The organism is Flagellimonas hadalis (assembly GCF_007785775.2).
GTDB lineage: Bacteria > Bacteroidota > Bacteroidia > Flavobacteriales > Flavobacteriaceae > Flagellimonas > Flagellimonas hadalis.
This window is the reverse complement of record NZ_VNIK02000014.1, coordinates 1-17695: the sequence shown is the minus strand read 5'-3', so window position 1 is coordinate 17695 and position 17695 is coordinate 1. Positions and strand designations below refer to the sequence as shown.

The window sequence follows — 17695 nt, the reverse complement described above, 5'->3', positions numbered from 1 at the left end:
TTTAACTTGCCACCGAATCGGGATTATAGCCCAAATAGGGCACTTCATATTCCTTAAAATGTATCCCATGCGACTTCAACTCTGAAAGTATCGGGGCATATACTTCCTTTTTGATGGGAATCTGTACGCCCGGTGTGTTAATCTTTCCATTCAGGATCTGGAGCGTGGCCATGGCCACAGGTAGCCCCACCGTCTTGGACATGGCCGTGTAGGTGCGGTTCTCCCCAATGACGACCATATTGGCATCAATCTGTTTTTTTTCGCCATTCAGTTCGTAGCCAAATTTGTGGTACATCACGATCATGTCCTTTTCATGCTCCTTCAAGGTCCAATTATCCTCGAGGATGTATTGCAGCACCTGCGCGGGGGAAGCACTTTTCAGGGGAATTTTTTTATGACGATCAAAAAGGTTCAGCTCCAGCAATTTTCCCCACATGATATCGTCCTGGTCTATTTTGAGGTAGTGCCTCAGTTTCAGCTCCACGGAATCGGTGGGCGAATAGGGCAGGAACAGGTTCACAAATTCGCGATAGGACATGCCCTCCGAATTTTCAATGGTGTAGCTGTCATCCGTCATGCCAAGGATCACGAACATTTGCCAAGCCTTCGAAAACCCGACCCTCCGCATGGTACCTCGATAAAGTGTCAGCACATCTTGCAGACCGTAGGCTTCCCGATATTTCAAGGAATCCCGATTGGCGTAGGCCTCAAAGGTGCCATAACCTTCAATGTTCATGAATTCCGTCCTTCTAAAAAGTTTTTGGTAGGGGATATATTTATAGGTGCCCTCCTGAATGAACTTGGCCACTCCGCCCTGCCCGGCCAGGACCACGTTGCGGGGGTTCCACGTAAACTTATAGTTCCAGAGGTTGGAATCGCTCTCCGGCGCCACCAGTCCCCCGGTAAAGGACTCGAAAAGAAGCATTTTACCGCCTTTGTCGCGAATACGGTCTATCACCTCCATGGCACTCATGTGATCTATGCCCGGGTCCAAACCAATTTCGTTCATAAAGACCAGCCCATTTTTCTTGGCCTCGCCATCAAGGGCTTCCAGTTCCTTGCTCACATAGGAGGCCGTGATCAAATGCTTTTTGTACTGGATACAATCCTCTGCGACCTTGATGTGCAGACTGGCGGGCAGCATCGAAATCACAATGGATGCTTCGGAGACCGCCTTTTTGCGTTCCCCATCATTGAAGATATCCAATGTAAATGCAGTGCAATTGGGATGTGAGGTGAATTCTTTGGGAATATGTTCTGGATGAAGATCGCCAATTTTCAGATGAAGGTTTTCTTCTTTGGATTTCTTCAAGATATAATCCAAAAGGTATGAGGTTGACTTTCCAGCGCCAATGACCAAAATAGTACGGACCATAGGTTTTGCTTACTTTTGTTAGAAGGATACTAAGGTATCAAATTGTTATATTTTTAAAAAAAATAGCATATAAAGTTATGAACAGAACAATTGTGTTGATTGGTATCCTATTGGGAGCTTTGGCCATTATTTTGGGTGCTTTTGGGGCACATGGACTGGAGAAGTTGGTGGATGCGTCCTCCATTGAGACCTTTGAGGTGGGCGTCCGCTACCAGATGTACCATGCCCTTTTTCTTCTTTTTTTGGGAATTTGGCCAAACTTGGCAGAGGCCCATAAAAAAAGGGTCTTTACCTTGATTGTTGTGGGAGTGCTGCTGTTCTCGTTCTCCATCTATCTATTGGCCCTGAACAGTTTGACCTCGTTCGACTTTAAAAGCATAGGATTTTTGACACCGATCGGGGGAGTTTTCCTCATTTTGGGATGGGTGTTTTTGGGATATTTTGTGTTGAAAGCGAAAGGAATGAAAGAGGTTGAATAAAAAGGGTCAATTTCTTTTTTTGGAAGTATGATGGCCAAAAACCCAACCTACCTTTCCATTAAAATTGATTTTATACCAACGATCAGTGTTACCGTTGACTTCTTCCAAAGAAGAGCTTTGTTCAATGATGTCACAGATGTCCCCTTTTTCGACTTGAAATAGGACTTCTTCAGAACTTGTGCTAGGCTCATCCACGACGTTAACAGTTTTGGAAGTGATGCCCAGTTTATTGGAAGGTAGATTTTGGAACTGATCCAACTCATCAATATAGAAAGCTTCTTCTGAACCCGGATTCCCATACAATGCCTTACTCACCTCTTCAATGAGCTTGGACTTTTTAAAGTTGGGATTGTCCATGATATTTTCAAGCAGTTCATATTTCTTGTCACCTCCTTCTTCCATGGCACGCCAATATAGTATCCCCAACTTCACATCAAGTTCATTTTGGATGATGTTCGCTTGTCCCTGTATCCAACCTTTTTTCTCTTTCTTTAAACTCACGACTTCATTCCATCCGTCCTGTTCTCCGTCAAAAATGACCACCATGTCCATAGGCTCCAACTTTTCGCCCACGTAGGTCATGATATCCGGCCTTTTATACAATTCCCTTTGCCCGTTCACAATACCCAACTTTCCACCAATGGCAAATAAGTGCTTATAGACCCAGCCTTCGTTTCCATCGGACAGCTTCACTTTTATATATTCCTTGTCATCGTCGGCAATTTGTTTTTCGTCAAGGAACTCTACTTTTTCCCCAAAATAAATGGTAGTGATGTACTTCGCATCTTTTCTGCCTGGGTTGTCACGTAAACCAACCTTTGGCCATAGGCAAGTAGCATATGGCTCCGCGCCGGTTTCTTCCGATGTTTTTGAATCGTCGGACCAAGTTGCTTCTGAATTCAGTTCAGTGTTCTTGTTGGGCGTGGAATTGCAGCCGTACCCCAGTACAAGCAGAAAATAGATGATACATGTTTTTTTTGATGTTTTCATAGATAAAGTTTTAGGGGCAAAATATAGGGATAGCACCGAAATGGCACCGCTGTAAATTGACGGATGATGTGTTTGGGTTGACGGATGGGCAAGATTGGGTCAATAATCGCCTATTGATCAACATCTACAGTTTTGATGGAAAAAATAATTTAACGGTATTTCATCTTAAAGTATTGGAAATACAAAGACAAATAGAAGGTCGAAAAAGTATTATTTTCTAGCTTTGCACTAACATTAAAACAAACAGATGAAGGATTCTGCTTCAACATCGAAAACGATTTCGTTAAGGTCCTACGGAATCAAGCATGACAATTTCCAGTATCAACTTTCACCGGATGAGCTCCACGACATCACCTTGGAAAAAGGGATGGGGAAAGAGGCTTCCTCGGGTGCCTTGGCCGTGAACACGGGAGAGTTTACAGGACGGTCCCCCAAGGATCGTTTTATCGTGAAAGATGCCATTACGGAAGATAAAGTTTGGTGGGGGGATATCAATATTCCTTTTGACAGTGAAAAGTTTGACAGACTCTATGACAAAGTCATCCAGTACCTGAACGAAAAGGAACTGTTCGTCAGGGATTCGTATGCCTGTGCAGACCCAGATTACAAGTTGAACATCAGGGTCATCAACGAATACCCTTGGTCCAATATGTTTGCGTACAACATGTTCTTGCGGCCCACAGAAGCGGAACTGGAAGATTTTGAACCGGAATGGACCGTGGTGAACGCACCGGGATTCAAGGCCGTTCCAGAAGTGGACGGAACACGCCAGCACAACTTTGCCATTCTCAATTTTACGCGAAAAATTGCCCTGATCGGGGGTACTGGATACACAGGGGAGATCAAAAAAGGGATTTTCTCGGCATTGAACTTCATCCTGCCCGTTTATAAGAACACCTTGCCCATGCACTGTTCCGCCAATGTGGGCGAAGAAGGTGACACGGCCATCTTTTTTGGCCTTTCCGGTACAGGGAAGACCACGCTTTCCACCGATCCGGACAGAAAACTGATCGGCGACGACGAGCACGGATGGACCGCGGCAAATACCGTTTTTAATTTTGAGGGAGGCTGCTATGCCAAGGTCATTGACCTTTCCGAAGAAAATGAGCCTGAGATCTACGGAGCTATCAAGAGAGGGGCCATTCTGGAAAATGTGATTATGGACGGAAACGGTGTGGTGGATTTTGCAAATACCTCCATTACCCAGAACACCAGGGTGAGCTATCCTATAGAGCATATTGAAAACATACAGGAGCCCTCCATAGGCAAGAACGTGAAGAACATCTTTTTCCTTACTGCCGATGCCTTTGGGGTACTGCCCCCGATATCAAAATTGACCCCTGCCCAAGCGGCCTATCACTTTATTTCGGGCTATACGGCCAAAGTGGCCGGCACCGAAGCGGGCGTGGTGGAGCCACAACCCTCCTTCTCTGCTTGTTTTGGAGCGCCTTTTATGCCGTTGCATCCTGCCAAGTATGCAGAAATGTTGAGTAAGAAGATGAAGGAATCGGGTGTGGACGTATGGTTGATCAATACCGGGTGGACCGGCGGACCTTATGGGGTCGGGACCCGTATGAAACTAAAATATACCCGTGCCATGATCAGTGCGGCACTTCGGGGGGATCTTGGACTTTACAGCTATGACAGATACCATATCCATTCCGTTTTTGGCGTGGCACAGCCCAGGGAATGTCCGGGCGTTCCGACCGAGGTGTTGAGCCCAAGGGCCACATGGAACAATGATGAGGCCTACTATACCACGGCTTTCAAGTTGACGAATGCCTTCAGGGAAAACTTTAAAAAGTTTGAAGCCTTCGCCAGCGAGGAAATCAGGCGAGGCGGCCCCCAACGGTATGCCTTCTAGAAACAAAAAACGCCCCCAAACGGGGGCGTTGCTTTTTTCCAGTAAGTTTTTTTACTTGTTTACGCTGGTAATGTACTTCTGAAGTGCCATGGTCATGGAGGGAGTCTCCGGCGTGGGCGCTTGGATGTCTATCCTGAGCCCTGCATCTGTGGCTGCTTTTACGGTACTGTTACCAAATACGGCGATACGGGTATTGTTCTGTTCAAAATCAGGGAAGTTCTTCAAAAGGGACTCGATCCCGGAAGGACTGAAGAATACCAGAATGTCGTAGTAAACATCTCTAAGGTCGGACAGGTCACTGATCACTGTCTTGTAGAAAATACCTCGTTTCCAATCTACGCCAAGCTCGTTCAAAGCTTCGGGAACGGAAGGTTTCAGTTGGTCCGATGATGGGAGAAGGAATTTTTCATCCTTGTACTTTTTCATCAATGGGATCAATTCATTGAAAGTCCTTTTGCCCACATAGATCTTACGTTTTCTGTACACTACGTACTTTTGCAGGTAGTAGGCCACTGCCTCCGACTGGCAAAAGTATTTCATGGTGTCCGGAACCTTAAAGCGCATCTCCTCGGCAATCCTGAAAAAATGGTCCACAGAATTTCTGCTGGTCAGGATGATTGCCGTAAAATTGTTCAGATCGATCTTCTGCTGCCTAACATTTTTGGCTTCAACCCCCTCCACGTGTATGAAAGGCCTAAAATCCACTTTAATTTTTTCTTTCTCGATCAAACGGGAGTAGGGGGAATTTTCGACTTTGGGTTCTGGTTGGGAAACCAAAATTGTTTTTACTTTCATAAGTTTTCAACCTTTTAGATAGCTTCCAATTAACACCAAGGGCGCAATTTCGAGTGCGCAAAGGTACAAAATAAAATACATAAAATACGGAAACATAGCTTTTTGATAGTTCTTCAACAGCTTTATGGCACCGATGCCATTTATAAGGAGAATTAAGATAAAAGCACTATAAATTACGGTTTTGGAGTCCTTTAGGATATAGGTCAAAATCACATTGGCAACGAACAGAATGATGCTGCTGTAATTGAGATAGGAGGTTTTGCTGAAAATGAGTCCCACAATGAGTTCCTGGGCATTGAAAACAAATCCCGTGAAGGACTGGAGACCCAATTTGACCAATTGAAAAAGGACCAAGCCGCCCAGTACCATTAAAAAGACCCATAAGGGATCTTCACCGGGCAGTACCCCAAAAGCTTTTAGCACGAAGAAGACGAACAGCGAAAGGTTCACTACTTGGAACAGGGTCAAAAGGATGTGGAACCAGTTCAGGAGTTGCCCTTTTTTGTTGTGGAGCAGTACATATTTGTCATTGAACGGCAAGATGATAAAGTTGAGGAACCTTGAATGGTACATGTACTTTCCCAATGCCATCACCACGAGGCTGGCGAACAGCACAATGGTCATCCAATCCAGGGAGGGCGCAACTTTTTCTATCGGGTTCATTCGTGGATTTTGATAGGTTTCCCGTTGAGGCCCGGGGGCAGGCCGTTCTCCGAAATCCCAATCCTAAAGTACGTCGGATTTTCCATTTTCGGCAACGGTAGCTCAAAAGAATAATACACCGTGTCCTTGGAGTTCAATGTCCTTTGGATGGGGTCCATGTCCACCTTCAATGGGAGCATCTGCTGCACCTGTTTGTGCTCGTTGGAGTAGGAAATGGTATATTTCAAACCTTCCAAGGGAACATCAAAGGGATACGGATTATAGACCTTCAACGCATGCCGGGTACCGGTCTGTGGCTTTTCCACAATGCACTGTAGCGATCGGTACGACTGGAAATCGTCCATAAAAATGCCATAAAAGAGCGTGCTGTCCAAGTGCATATAGTTGATGTCCCCGCTTTTTCGGTATTGGGAAATGTAGAGTACCCTTTTTCCGCGAACCCGTTCCTCGGAGCCATCAATGGAATATTGGTTTTTTCGGTACATGAAATTATTCAGTGAAATGGCGGGCATTCCCGAATAGAACTCGTACATGGGCGCACGCCGGTACGAATTTTCAAAAATGATGGGCACGTCTCCTGCCTTGGAGTGGAGGTCGCTTACCCACTCCTTGTTGCCATGGGTCTCATAGACTTTAGGGAAAAGGGGATAATACACCAACCAGGCTCTCGCATAGAAGAGCAGTACCAAGCTCACGATGCCGATACGGTACATCCATTTCCTGCTCTTGGCGTTTTCCAAAAGATGGTTGAAAGCGATGACAATCAACGGAATGGAGATCACAATGGCCCATTGCGCCTGCACCCTTCTGTTGAAACTGGAAACAAAAAAGAAGATAAGTACACCGTACACCAAATACACCAGTGCCTTGGAGAATTGGTCAGTGGCCCTGAACTTGAAGAGCGAGGCATAGACCCAATAGAACAAAAGCCCGATGATCACAATAAGGTTCAGGAAGTAGCCCAAGGTAAAGCCCTCAAAAGAATAGGCTTGGTTGGGCCTTTCATACAAATGGAAAGTGATGGACACAAAATCATTCTGGTAGAGCCACACAAAGTGTGGAAGATAGCAGACCAATGCGATGGCCACGGCCAGCCAAGCTTTTTTGTTCATGATGAGCTTCACGTTCGAGAGAAAGACAAACAGGATCACCAAGACCGCGTGGTACTTGCTGTACATAAGACAGGCCATCACAATGCCCATAAGCACGGTAGTCCAAGCGGATGGGGCCTTCAAAAAATGTTTGTAGAGCCATAGGAACAGGGCCGTAAAGAACAACAAAGGCGTATCGGGAAGCGTCAAAAAACCATAGGCGTTCATCAACGTAAAGGAGAACACCAACAGAAAAAAGTGCACCACGTAGTCCTTTTTCTTGGGGTTTTCGATGAGCAGCCACAACAGGACATAGGTGCCCGCAGAAAGGACACAGCTCATGAACCTGACCCCCAGTTCCCCATCGAACAGAAAACTACTCAACTTGATAAGAAAGGCCACCATGGGCGGATGGTCAAAATACCCCCACGCCATATTTTGGGCATAGTACCAATAATAGGCCTCATCATAGATGAGCTCCGTGATCGAGGCCTGCACGAGGTTCAGCACAAAAAGAACGGCCAGCAATACAATAAAAAGTCTGGGAAACTTTTGAGACATCAAATAGATTTTAGATGGCGCAAAGGTACAAATATTGGCAAACAGGGTCCACGTAAAGCTCAGGACAACTTGCACAGGCAAGACAGAAAACCGTATTTTTGACACATTCTAATCCAATATGAATGGCGGACGGCTTGGTGATCATACCCACTTTCAATGAAATCGAGAACATCGAGGCCATTGTGAAAACGGTCTTCGACCTGAAGAAGGATTTTCACGTGCTGGTAGTGGATGACAATTCGCCCGATGGAACAGCGGCCTGCGTACAGGAGCTGCAGAAAACATTTCCCGAACAGTTGTTTCTCGAGGTGCGAAAGGAGAAATCAGGATTGGGCACGGCCTACATCCATGGGTTTAAGTGGGCCTTGGCACATGGTTACGAGTACATTTTTGAAATGGATGCCGATTTTTCACATCGCCCTGCCGATCTTTCCCGACTGCACAGGGCCTGTGTGAACGGGGCCGATATGGCCGTGGGATCACGGTACAAAAAAGGGGTGAACGTGGTCAACTGGCCCCTCGCCCGGATCTTGCTTTCCTACGGTGCGTCATTTTATGTGAAGATCATCACCGGGATGAAGGTACACGACCCCACTGCCGGTTTTGTGTGTTACCGCAGAAAGGTGCTGGAAACCATCAATCTGGACAACGTTAGGTTTATTGGCTATGCCTTCCAGATAGAAATGAAATACAGGGCCTATCTGAAAAAATTCAAGATCGAGGAAGTCTCCATCATATTCACGGATAGGGTCAATGGAAAGTCCAAAATGAATTCCGCCATCATCCGAGAAGCCATTTTTGGCGTCATCGCCATGAAATTCAGGAGCATATTCTTTAAAAAGAACTTTTAGTTATGTCGAAAATACTGTTGAAGAATGCCAAAGTTGTCAATGAGAACAGCGTTTTTGAAACGGATGTGCTGCTCGATGGGGATTTCATTGCCCGCATCGACCCCGATATTTCCGATGCCCATGCCAAGGTCATTGACCTTAAAGGGGACCTTTTGTTGCCCGGGGTAATCGATGACCAGGTTCACTTTCGGGAGCCAGGGCTCACCCACAAGGGAAACATTGCCACGGAGAGCCGGGCAGCCATTGCCGGGGGGATCACCACCTATATGGAGCAGCCCAATACCAACCCGCAGACCACAACCATAGAAAAGCTGGAAGAAAAAATGGCCATTGCGGCCAAGGATTCCTTTGCCAACTATTCCTTTCTTTTTGGGGGGACCAACGACAATCTGGAAGAACTGAAACGTTTGGACAAAAATGCCTGTTCCGGGGTGAAACTGTTCCTGGGCTCGTCCACAGGAAATATGCTGGTGGATGACGAAGCGGTACTTGAAAAGATTTTTAGCAATACGGAAATGGTGATTTCGGCACATTGTGAGGACGAAGGCACCATCAGGGCCAACATGGCGAAATATGAAGCCATGTACGGGGAGGACATTCCCATAGGCATGCATCCCATCATCCGGAGCGCGGAGGCCTGCTACCTGTCCTCTTCCAAAGCCATTGCCTTGGCCAAAAGGACCGGGGCCCGCTTGCACGTGTTCCATGTTTCCACGGGAGTGGAGACGGACCTTTTCACCAATGCCATTCCACTGGAGCAGAAAAAAATCACGGCAGAAGTCTGCATCCACCATTTGTGGTTTTCGGATGAGGACTATGCCGAAAAGGGAACGTTCATCAAATGGAACCCGGCCGTGAAGACCAAAACGGATAGGGCGAAACTCTGGGAGGCCCTTTTGGACGATCGCATCGATGTGGTGGCCACGGACCATGCACCCCACACCCTTGAAGAGAAAAACAATCCGTACACCAAGGCACCGTCCGGGGGACCGTTGGTGCAACATGCGCTATTGGCCATGCTCCAAAAGGAATCGGAGGGAATCATTTCCTTGGAAAGAATCGTGGAGAAAATGAGCCACAACCCCGCCAAGCTTTTCGATATTGATCGTCGCGGCTTTGTCCGGGAAGGATATTATGCAGACTTGGTGCAAGTGGACCGCAATTCCCAAAACGAGGTTAAAAGATCTAATATTCTCTACAAATGTGGTTGGTCTCCCTTTGAAGGTGTTACTTTTGGCTCCAAAGTGGTGCGTACTTTTGTGAATGGCCTCCTGGCGTATGACGATGGTGTTTTTGCTGGGGAGAAAAATGCGAAAAGGCTCACCTTTAATCGATAGGAAATGAAAAAGCTGTTGTTCCTTCTTGTTTTTTTGATGGTGGTTTCCTGTGCCGAAAAGGTGGTGGAAGAGCCGGAGAACCTTATCCCGAAGGAAAAAATGGTCGACATTCTCCACGACCTGGCCATCTTGAACGCCACCAAGACCACGATAGGTGCCAAATTGGACGAAACGGGCATTGATATCATGGAGTTTCTCTACAAAAAGTACCAGATTGACAGTACCCAATTTTCGGAGAGCGATCTGTATTACGCATCCCTGCCCTTGGAATACCAAGCCATTTATACCGAGGTCGAGACCAGACTGGACATGCGGCAAAAGGCGATGGAAGAAGCAACCGAGAAAAAAAATGACAGTATACGCAAGGCCAATGAGAAGCGTAGCGATTCGATAAGGTCAGCAAAAACCCCCAAAGACAGCATTATCCCCGAGCCTTAAATTTGGAGCAGCAAAAAAGGATGGCCTGGTCCAGATCGCCAAATGAAAAGTTGAGGGTGTTCTTGATTTTTTCGCTACTGTAATGTTCCTGATGGTACAGCCCTTTCGCAACGGCCTTGGGAAGTTTTCTCCTTTTTCCCAACAGCTTGCTCCGTAACCAATCCAATCGCCAGAACCACTCCAATGCAAAGAAAGATACTTTTTGGGAGGGAGGTGCCACATCCAATCCTTTTGCAATTTTTTGGAAGAGCGCACCGTAGGTCAAATTTTCACCCACAAGGATAAACTGTTCGCCCTTGATATCCGATTCCATTAATTGTACCATGGCATTCACCACATCGTCCACGGTGACAAAACCGGTTCCACCAGGGATAAAGTGTTTTTTTCCTTTTGCGGCATAGGAGAAAAAAGAACCGCTGCCCGACCTCCAGAAACCGGGCCCAATGACCACTCCCGGATTGACTATGGCAATGGAAAGACCTTCTTGCGACCCTCGCCAGACCTCGAGCTCGGCATCACGCTTGGTAAGTCCGTAGACAGATACGTGGGTGTCCGACCATTCGTTCTCCTCTGTGCTTTCCTTTCCCTTGGTAGCTGGGCCGATAGCGGCAATGGAACTGATATAACAGAGTTTTTGGATGCCATGTTTTAGGCAGAGATTGACCACATTGGCTGTTCCTTCGACATTGATTTTTTCCAAGGTCTTGTAATCCTTTGGGTCGAAAGAGATCAATGCCGCGCAGTGGTACACTTTTTTGATGCCCTCAAACTGCCGCTCCATCTGGCCGATATCGGTGATGTCGGCCTGTACCCACTCGATTTTTTCCATCAATTCGGAAGGGTTTTCAGCATAATAGCCAAAGACCTTGGCAACTTTGTCCAAGGATTCCTTTGTTCTGTAACTGGCCCTTGCCCGCTCCCCATTTTTCGCCAAATGAAAAAGTAGGTGCGAACCAATCAACCCTGTGCCTCCGGTAACCAATATCATGCGGTAAAAATACCTATTTGTAACCGATTTATTCAGAGAACTGGGAACATCATTTTATATTTGCACCTATTCAAAAAACAACCATGACGAAGAATTTTGTTCAAGAACTACAGTGGAGGGGAATGGTGCATGATGTCATGCCCGGCGCCGAGGAACATCTTATGGAAGGAATGCGGGCCGCCTATGTGGGTATCGACCCCACGGCAGATTCCCTGCACATCGGCCATTTGGTGAGCGTGATGATGTTGAGGCATTTTCAATTGGCCGGTCACAAACCCTATGCACTCGTTGGTGGTGCCACGGGAATGATCGGAGATCCTTCCGGAAAATCTGCGGAGCGCAATCTTTTGGATGAAGCGACCCTTCGGCACAATCAAGAGGCGATCAAGGGGCAGTTGGCCCGTTTTCTTGATTTTGAGAGCAAGGCACCCAATTCTGCCGTTTTGGTGAACAATTACGATTGGATGAAGGACTTTTCGTTCCTTGGATTTATCAGGGATGTTGGGAAGCACATCACGGTGAACTATATGATGGCCAAGGATTCCGTGAAGAAACGACTTTCTTCGGATGCGAAGGAAGGAATGTCCTTTACCGAATTCACCTATCAATTGGTCCAGGGGTATGATTTTCTCTACCTGTTCCAAAATCATGACTGTACCCTTCAAATGGGGGGAAGCGACCAATGGGGCAACATCACCACGGGAACGGAACTGATCCGCAGAATTGGTGGAGGAAAGGGGTTTGCACTGACCTGTCCATTGATCACCAAGGCGGATGGGACCAAATTTGGTAAGACCGAAGGCGGCAATGTTTGGTTGGATGCAGAAAGGACATCGCCGTACAAATTCTACCAATATTGGCTGAACACTTCGGATGAGGATGCTGAAAAATATATCAAGATATTCACCTTTTTGGATCAAAAGGAAATAGAGGACTTGGTAACGGCCCACACGGAAGCTCCCCATTTGAGGACGCTTCAAAAGAAACTGGCCGAAGAGATCACGACCATGGTGCACTCCAAAGAGGAGCTGGAAAATGCCATCAAGGCAAGTGATATCCTTTTTGGGAAGTCGACCTCCGAAGATTTGAAAAAATTGAACGAGAAGACCTTTTTGGATGTCTTTGAAGGCGTACCCCAGGCACAGATTTCCAAAAGTGAACTTGAGCCTGGGCTGGACATGATCGGTGCCTTGGCCGCCAAGACCAACTTTTTGGGGTCAAACGGGGAGGCCCGAAGGGAACTGAAACAGAAATCCATTTCGGTGAACAAGGAGAAGGTAGATGAGGAATACGTGATCACCCAAGATGACCTGATCAACAATAAGTTTGTGTTGCTCCAACGGGGCAAGAAAAATTATTTTGTACTGGTAGTCGAATAACCAAAAAGCCATCTTTTAGATGGCTTTTTGGTTATTATGCTTGTACCACTTCTTCCTTAATTGCTGTCTCGTGAATGTTCGTGAAGGTATTCTTTACCCTTTCCGAAACCAGAAAATAAGGGATCCATATGGCCGCACTTATAAAGCTTCTCACAATCTGGGTATAAGTTTCTTGGTCATCTGCAGCATCCATCAACTCTTTTGGGAATAGGACGTTGTAGAGGACGAGGTCCAAAATAGGAAAAAGAAAACTTGAGGCATACATGATGATGATCAATTTGGGGAAGCTGGTACGTTTTTTAAAATAAAGGACGATGAGCAAGACGGCAAATACGAATAAAGCGATATTCATGGTCAGTTCAAAACCCAGGAACAATGTCAAGACATTGGCATTCTCGTATCCTGCATTTTTGAAGAGGGACCACACTCCTTTATCAAAATAACCTTGCGAACCAATTTGGAAAAGCAGAAGGAAAGGGGATAGCACCAAACCAATTCCTGGTAGGACAAGCCAGCCGCCAATGTTCAGGTTTTGGTCCGATTGGGGTTTGGGGTTGTAGTTGTCATGGATCTTCTTTGCGCCAAAAATAAAGAGTGCCAGTAGTACAAGCGTTATGACAATAGATGTTGTGCTCAATCCAGATTCATCTGCTAAAGCACCTCCCATGTGCGACAATTGGTATGCAATCTGATCGTTTATTTTTTCATGGTCCTTCAAAAAGGTGGTCACAAGTGAAGGGTCTATGAAATTTTGTTTAAGGTCGTAGTTGTGTTTTACAACAATGGTCCTTCCCACCGCGCGTACATTTTTTGAATAACTATAGCTTTCCTTTTCACTGTAAAATTCACTGTCCAAAATGTTCCAATAATCGGGAAGGGCAATCGAAGTTTCCTGTTCAAATTCGTAGGGTTCACCCAAGTAATAAGGCATGGTCCTCTGTGGTGAATTTGTATAGTTTATAAGATTTTGGAGCACCAAAGGGTGGGTTTCACACGTGAACAGGCCAGTATCTTCATCCTTTATCCAAAAATCGGGAATGTTGTAATACTCCTCGATCACGACCTCATTATGATTGCTGCGGTCATCATCTGAAAAAACTATGGGTTGGGCCGATTGAATGCTTGGGTAAATACTACTATAATAGTTTACAAATTCATTGTTTATGCTTTCTTGGGTATTCGATTTGAAATAGTCCCGCATGTAATCGGCCTTACTACCGGTGTAAGTGGTCTTCACCAAAAAAAGCGCACCGCCCCCGATGGAATCCGTGGTGATGGTCTCCTCCACCTTTACCCTTGGGACAATTGGGTTTTTGGGAATCCTTGTCAGGGCATTGCTATTGGGTTTCAATAGTAAACCTTCACCATATTGTGGCAAAGCCAGGTTGTCAAGGTCCCCTCCTTGGTTGGTCATGGTTGGGTCCACGAAGTATGATTTGTTCCCATGCTCAAAATAGACAATGCAATGATTGAATAGGTTGAGGCCAGGTAGAAGATCACCCAATAATTCACCGGATTCTGTATTTACCAAAAATGGATACGAAGTAACGCCTGCATTCTGCAATAGGTTCACCAACAGGAGGGATTTGTCCTTGCAATCCCCATAGCGTTGTTGCAACACCTTCGATGGTTTATGTGGTTTGTAGGCCCCTATTCCCGATTCAAAACCGAGATACCTTACATCGTCCTGTACAAAGCGTATCAAATCCAAAATGGTCTCTTCTTCGTTGGATCCCTTTTCCCAAGGTCCGGTCAGCTTTTCGGAACTTGTTGTGTAAAGTGGTTGGATCAACTCGGTAAGGGTTTCCCAGTCCTTAAAGGTGGATATGGATGCCCGTTTTTGGTAGTTGGCCCAGTAGGGTACATTGATGTCATATTGGAAATAATCCGTTCCATCCGTATCCCAGACATGAGCTGAATGGGTTGCCGATTCACTTATGGTAGGAGCAGGGGCATTGTTCAACAACTTATAATATATCGGGGTTTTCTTGGGAGATATGACCCGATTGTATATCCTATCTACCGGAGAAGTATATTGTTGGTAAAAAACCGTGGAAAAATTGCCTTGGTTGATAGGGTTGAAGCCCTTGATGGTATAGGAATATTCAATGATGTCATTTTTTCGGACATCGGTTAGGTTGACCACTGCGGTAATGGACCCATCGTATAAAGAGCGCTCCAAGTTGGTTTCTCTCTGGAAGGTATTGATGTTGCTTTCTGTAAGTTTGTCTATTTTTTGTCCATTCCTCACTACATTGATGGAGTTAAAGACCAAGGATTGGTATGTGGGGTCATATGAAATACTGATGTCCGAGAACTCTTGTATTCCTTCACTGTTGAAAACCTGTATGGCATAGTGGTCGAAGGCTTCTTCCGTTTCAATGTTGTATTGGAAATCCAGAAGCAAATACTTAAAGGCTCCATTTTCCGATTTGTTGTCGTGGTTTTCAATCAGTATAGGTTCCACCCATTTAGGAGGTTCCAGCTTTTCAATCTTTTGGGAATATACTTGGGAGAGAATCAAAAAAAAGGCCAGAAGGCATCCGTAATTCTTGGTCATAGGTAGGCTGGTTTTTTATATAAAAATAAATATAGCATAATATTTGGTATTGATCAGAGGACCATCAAATTACAGCCCCGGATATCGGAGCTGTCAAAGCGGCCCAAAATCTCAAAAGAGCCATCAGGGTATGTTTTTCCAAGGTCTTGTGTAGCAATGAAAGAGCAGGAGTAGGCATTGGCAAGATCGATGACATTGATGCCGCCGGTTTTTCCAGTGGGCTGCATGCTCAAGGGATCTTCGGTATCACGTGCCAGTACTTTCATCCATGGGGGTGTGCGGAACAGTCCGTCACCATCGGAATAGGCCTGGGACAAGAGTTCCGTCATCCCATATTCGGAATGTATCTTGGGGACGTCAAAGGCTTTTTTCAAGATGGCGTGCAGCTCTTCCCGGATCAGTTCCTTTCTCCGTCCTTTCATCCCCCCGGTTTCCATGAAGATGGTATGTTTTAACGGTAGAGGATATTGTTCGGCCAGGTCCAAGAGGGCAAAGGAAACCCCGATGAGCAAGGTTTTGGTCCCTTTCTGTTCCAGTTCCGTGAGTTTTTGGTGGAGTTCTTCCAAATTGTTGAGGTAGAACCCGCTATGCGGATGGCCCGAACGCAAAATAAGTTCGTTCACCATATGGATGAGCGATGAGCCTTCCCGTTCCAGATAGGCGGGCAACAAGGCCAAGATGCAGTATTCCTCTGGATTGCCATAGAACGTGGAAAAGCCTTTCAAAAAACTCTGTTCATACATGGTGAGATGAGGTACATAATGTTTGCTGGTCGTACTCTGGGTGGTTCCGCTGCTCTCAAAAATGGTCTCTGGTGCTTTTTTGGTGGACACTACGCGGTGTGTCTTGAAAAAAGAAATGGGCAAAAAGGGAATTTCCGAAAGGCTGGACACAGTTGTGGGGGATTTTCCCAGATGGTCGCAATACTTTCCATAGACCTTATTATTGGCATATTGAAAGCTAAAGATATCCAATGCCATATCTTCAAACCCAGTGGTGTTTGAAATGGAAAAAACCTGCTGAAAATTATTGGTGTCCATGGGCCACAAAAGTACCCAAAAATAAAAAGCCCCTTTTGGAAGAGGCTTCGAAAGAAAGTGTTTTTTATTTGATGACCAATTTTCGGGTCATGGTTTTCTTTTCTTCGGTTACTTGGAGCACGTATACACCGGGAACGAGCCGTGAGATGTCCAAAGTGTTGGTGGTGATCCTGTCGGTGAGCACAACCTCTCCAAAAACATCATAGACCTTGATTTGCTTGGTACCGTTGGATTCCGTGGTAATATACACTTCATCCCCGTACGCTGGGTTGGGATACATTTTAAATCCCTTGAGTTCCTGCACCGGCTCAGTATTTACACTGACCAGTTCTTGACCGTAAGTGAGTAAGGGTAAGGCCATAAGAAAGACAAAGTAGATTTTCTTCATAAATGCTGATTTGGGGTATATGCGCAGGGTAAAAGTAGATAAACACCTATAAAAGGACTACAAAATGTTGTGAAAGCAATAATTGTGTAGGTAAAAGGGTAAAAACTGTGGTCTGGCTGCTGTTAAAGCCGTTCAAATAGGGGTAAACTACTTGACAATGAGCTTTCTGGTGGCTACTTTGTTGTTCTCGAAAACCCTAAGGATATACACCCCTTTGTCCAAATTGGAAAGGTTGAGTTCCTTGCCCAAAAGTGTGGTCTCAATGACCTGGGTGCCCAAAACGTCAAAGACGAGGATTTTTTTTGGGGAATTCAGTTTGGTCTCGATATAGACCTTGCCTTGTGTAACAGGGTTGGGATACAGCTTGAAACCTTCAATATCCGCACTTCCTTGGGCATTTTCTTGTGAAAATCCAAGGGCACAGACAAAAAGAAGGGCAACAAGGTAAAAGTGTTTCATATATTCATTTACGGCAAAGGCTGTGCCACAAATATATAAAAAATGCAATGCGGTTGAGTAACCGTTTGATGAATAAGAGGTTACTTTTCGATAAAATGCAAAAAAGAAGCCCCCGAATGACCGGGGGCTTCGCTAACTTATAAACTGTTTTCGTATTAGAAACCTATGGTCCAATCTGCGGCCCAATCAGGTTGGTCGGCACCATTGCCGGCTCCTGTATTGTCACCTTCAGTGTAGAAGCTAAGGTTCAGACCAGCATAATCAGTGGCCAAAAAGCCCATTGCTGGTGCATCGAACTGAATTGGGTTGATGGACAAATCTCCATTTTCGATACGCGCAGCTGCAGCTGTATCGGTATCGGTCACCATTACACCAAGATCAATACCGCTGGTGTAGAAGTTGGTAATGGTAAAGTTTCCTCCACCTTCCTTGAAGAA

Annotated in this window: 16 protein-coding genes and 1 pseudogene; 6 read left to right on the top strand and 11 right to left on the bottom strand. The window is 45.7% G+C overall.

Annotation, left to right across the window (positions count from 1 at the left end; all coding sequences use genetic code 11):
• Position 1: 1 nt before the first annotated feature.
• Positions 2–1375 carry a saccharopine dehydrogenase family protein gene (locus FOT42_RS15805; protein WP_151891489.1) on the bottom strand — a complete coding sequence of 458 codons (1374 nt, stop codon included), beginning with the start codon at positions 1373–1375 and terminating at the stop codon, positions 2–4.
• A gap of 77 nt (positions 1376–1452) precedes the next feature.
• Here FOT42_RS15805 and FOT42_RS15800 point away from each other — a divergent pair, with 77 nt between their 5' ends.
• The gene (locus FOT42_RS15800) at positions 1453–1854 is read left to right on the top strand and encodes a DUF423 domain-containing protein (protein ID WP_151891488.1); all 402 of its coding nucleotides are present in this window, start codon (positions 1453–1455) and stop codon (positions 1852–1854) included.
• 6 nt (positions 1855–1860) lie between these two features.
• Here FOT42_RS15800 and FOT42_RS15795 read toward each other — a convergent pair whose 3' ends face one another.
• Positions 1861–2844, bottom strand: coding sequence for an SH3 domain-containing protein (locus FOT42_RS15795; protein ID WP_151891487.1), 984 nt, complete (start codon positions 2842–2844; stop codon positions 1861–1863).
• 247 nt (positions 2845–3091) lie between these two features.
• Between FOT42_RS15795 and pckA the strand changes: the two genes are divergently transcribed.
• A complete protein-coding gene (gene pckA, locus FOT42_RS15790) occupies positions 3092–4708 on the top strand; it encodes a phosphoenolpyruvate carboxykinase (ATP) (protein ID WP_151891486.1) in 1617 nt (538 codons plus the stop codon).
• Between the two features lie 51 nt (positions 4709–4759).
• Here pckA and FOT42_RS15785 read toward each other — a convergent pair whose 3' ends face one another.
• From FOT42_RS15785 to FOT42_RS15775, 3 genes are read right to left on the bottom strand one after another with little or no spacing between them, the layout of a single operon-like run.
• The gene (locus FOT42_RS15785; RefSeq protein WP_108422593.1) at positions 4760–5503 is read right to left on the bottom strand and encodes a uroporphyrinogen-III synthase; all 744 of its coding nucleotides are present in this window, start codon (positions 5501–5503) and stop codon (positions 4760–4762) included.
• Between the two features lie 6 nt (positions 5504–5509).
• Positions 5510–6166, bottom strand: coding sequence for a DUF4271 domain-containing protein (locus tag FOT42_RS15780; protein WP_151891485.1), 657 nt, complete (start codon positions 6164–6166; stop codon positions 5510–5512).
• Positions 6163–7818 carry a glycosyltransferase family 39 protein gene (locus FOT42_RS15775; protein ID WP_151891484.1) on the bottom strand — a complete coding sequence of 552 codons (1656 nt, stop codon included), beginning with the start codon at positions 7816–7818 and terminating at the stop codon, positions 6163–6165. The genes FOT42_RS15780 and FOT42_RS15775 overlap by 4 nt, the downstream gene beginning before the upstream one ends.
• Before the next feature lie 122 nt (positions 7819–7940).
• Between FOT42_RS15775 and FOT42_RS15770 the strand changes: the two genes are divergently transcribed.
• The 3 genes from FOT42_RS15770 to FOT42_RS15760 are packed head-to-tail and all read left to right on the top strand — an operon-like array spanning position 7941 to position 10444.
• Complete coding sequence (locus tag FOT42_RS15770) at positions 7941–8669, top strand: polyprenol monophosphomannose synthase (RefSeq protein ID WP_151891483.1); 729 nt, start codon at positions 7941–7943, stop codon at positions 8667–8669.
• 2 nt (positions 8670–8671) lie between these two features.
• Positions 8672–10006: a dihydroorotase gene (locus tag FOT42_RS15765; protein ID WP_151891482.1), complete on the top strand. Its 1335-nt coding sequence runs from the start codon at positions 8672–8674 to the stop codon at positions 10004–10006.
• Between the two features lie 3 nt (positions 10007–10009).
• The gene (locus FOT42_RS15760) at positions 10010–10444 is read left to right on the top strand and encodes a DUF4296 domain-containing protein (RefSeq protein ID WP_151891481.1); all 435 of its coding nucleotides are present in this window, start codon (positions 10010–10012) and stop codon (positions 10442–10444) included.
• Here FOT42_RS15760 and FOT42_RS15755 read toward each other — a convergent pair.
• Positions 10428–11432: an NAD-dependent epimerase/dehydratase family protein gene (locus FOT42_RS15755; protein WP_151891480.1), complete on the bottom strand. Its 1005-nt coding sequence runs from the start codon at positions 11430–11432 to the stop codon at positions 10428–10430. The genes FOT42_RS15760 and FOT42_RS15755 overlap by 17 nt on opposite strands.
• An 83-nt stretch (positions 11433–11515) precedes the next feature.
• Between FOT42_RS15755 and tyrS the strand changes: the two genes are divergently transcribed.
• Positions 11516–12811 (top strand): tyrosine--tRNA ligase, encoded by a 1296-nt coding sequence (tyrS, locus tag FOT42_RS15750; protein WP_151891479.1) that lies wholly within the window; start codon positions 11516–11518, stop codon positions 12809–12811.
• A gap of 34 nt (positions 12812–12845) precedes the next feature.
• On the opposite strand, the gene FOT42_RS15745 is transcribed toward tyrS, so the two are convergent.
• The 5 genes and pseudogenes from FOT42_RS15745 to FOT42_RS18135 all read right to left on the bottom strand — a co-directional run.
• Positions 12846–15371: a DUF3857 domain-containing protein gene (locus FOT42_RS15745; protein ID WP_151891478.1), complete on the bottom strand. Its 2526-nt coding sequence runs from the start codon at positions 15369–15371 to the stop codon at positions 12846–12848.
• A 53-nt stretch (positions 15372–15424) separates the two neighbouring features.
• Positions 15425–16411 (bottom strand): long-chain-fatty-acid--protein ligase, encoded by a 987-nt coding sequence (locus FOT42_RS15740; protein WP_151891477.1) that lies wholly within the window; start codon positions 16409–16411, stop codon positions 15425–15427.
• 64 nt (positions 16412–16475) lie between these two features.
• Complete coding sequence (locus FOT42_RS15735) at positions 16476–16799, bottom strand: T9SS type A sorting domain-containing protein (RefSeq protein ID WP_151891476.1); 324 nt, start codon at positions 16797–16799, stop codon at positions 16476–16478.
• Positions 16800–16946: 147 nt separating this feature from the next.
• Positions 16947–17258 (bottom strand): T9SS type A sorting domain-containing protein, encoded by a 312-nt coding sequence (locus FOT42_RS15730; protein WP_151891475.1) that lies wholly within the window; start codon positions 17256–17258, stop codon positions 16947–16949.
• Between the two features lie 155 nt (positions 17259–17413).
• Positions 17414–17695, bottom strand: a pseudogene (locus FOT42_RS18135) (hypothetical protein); the annotation flags it as partial.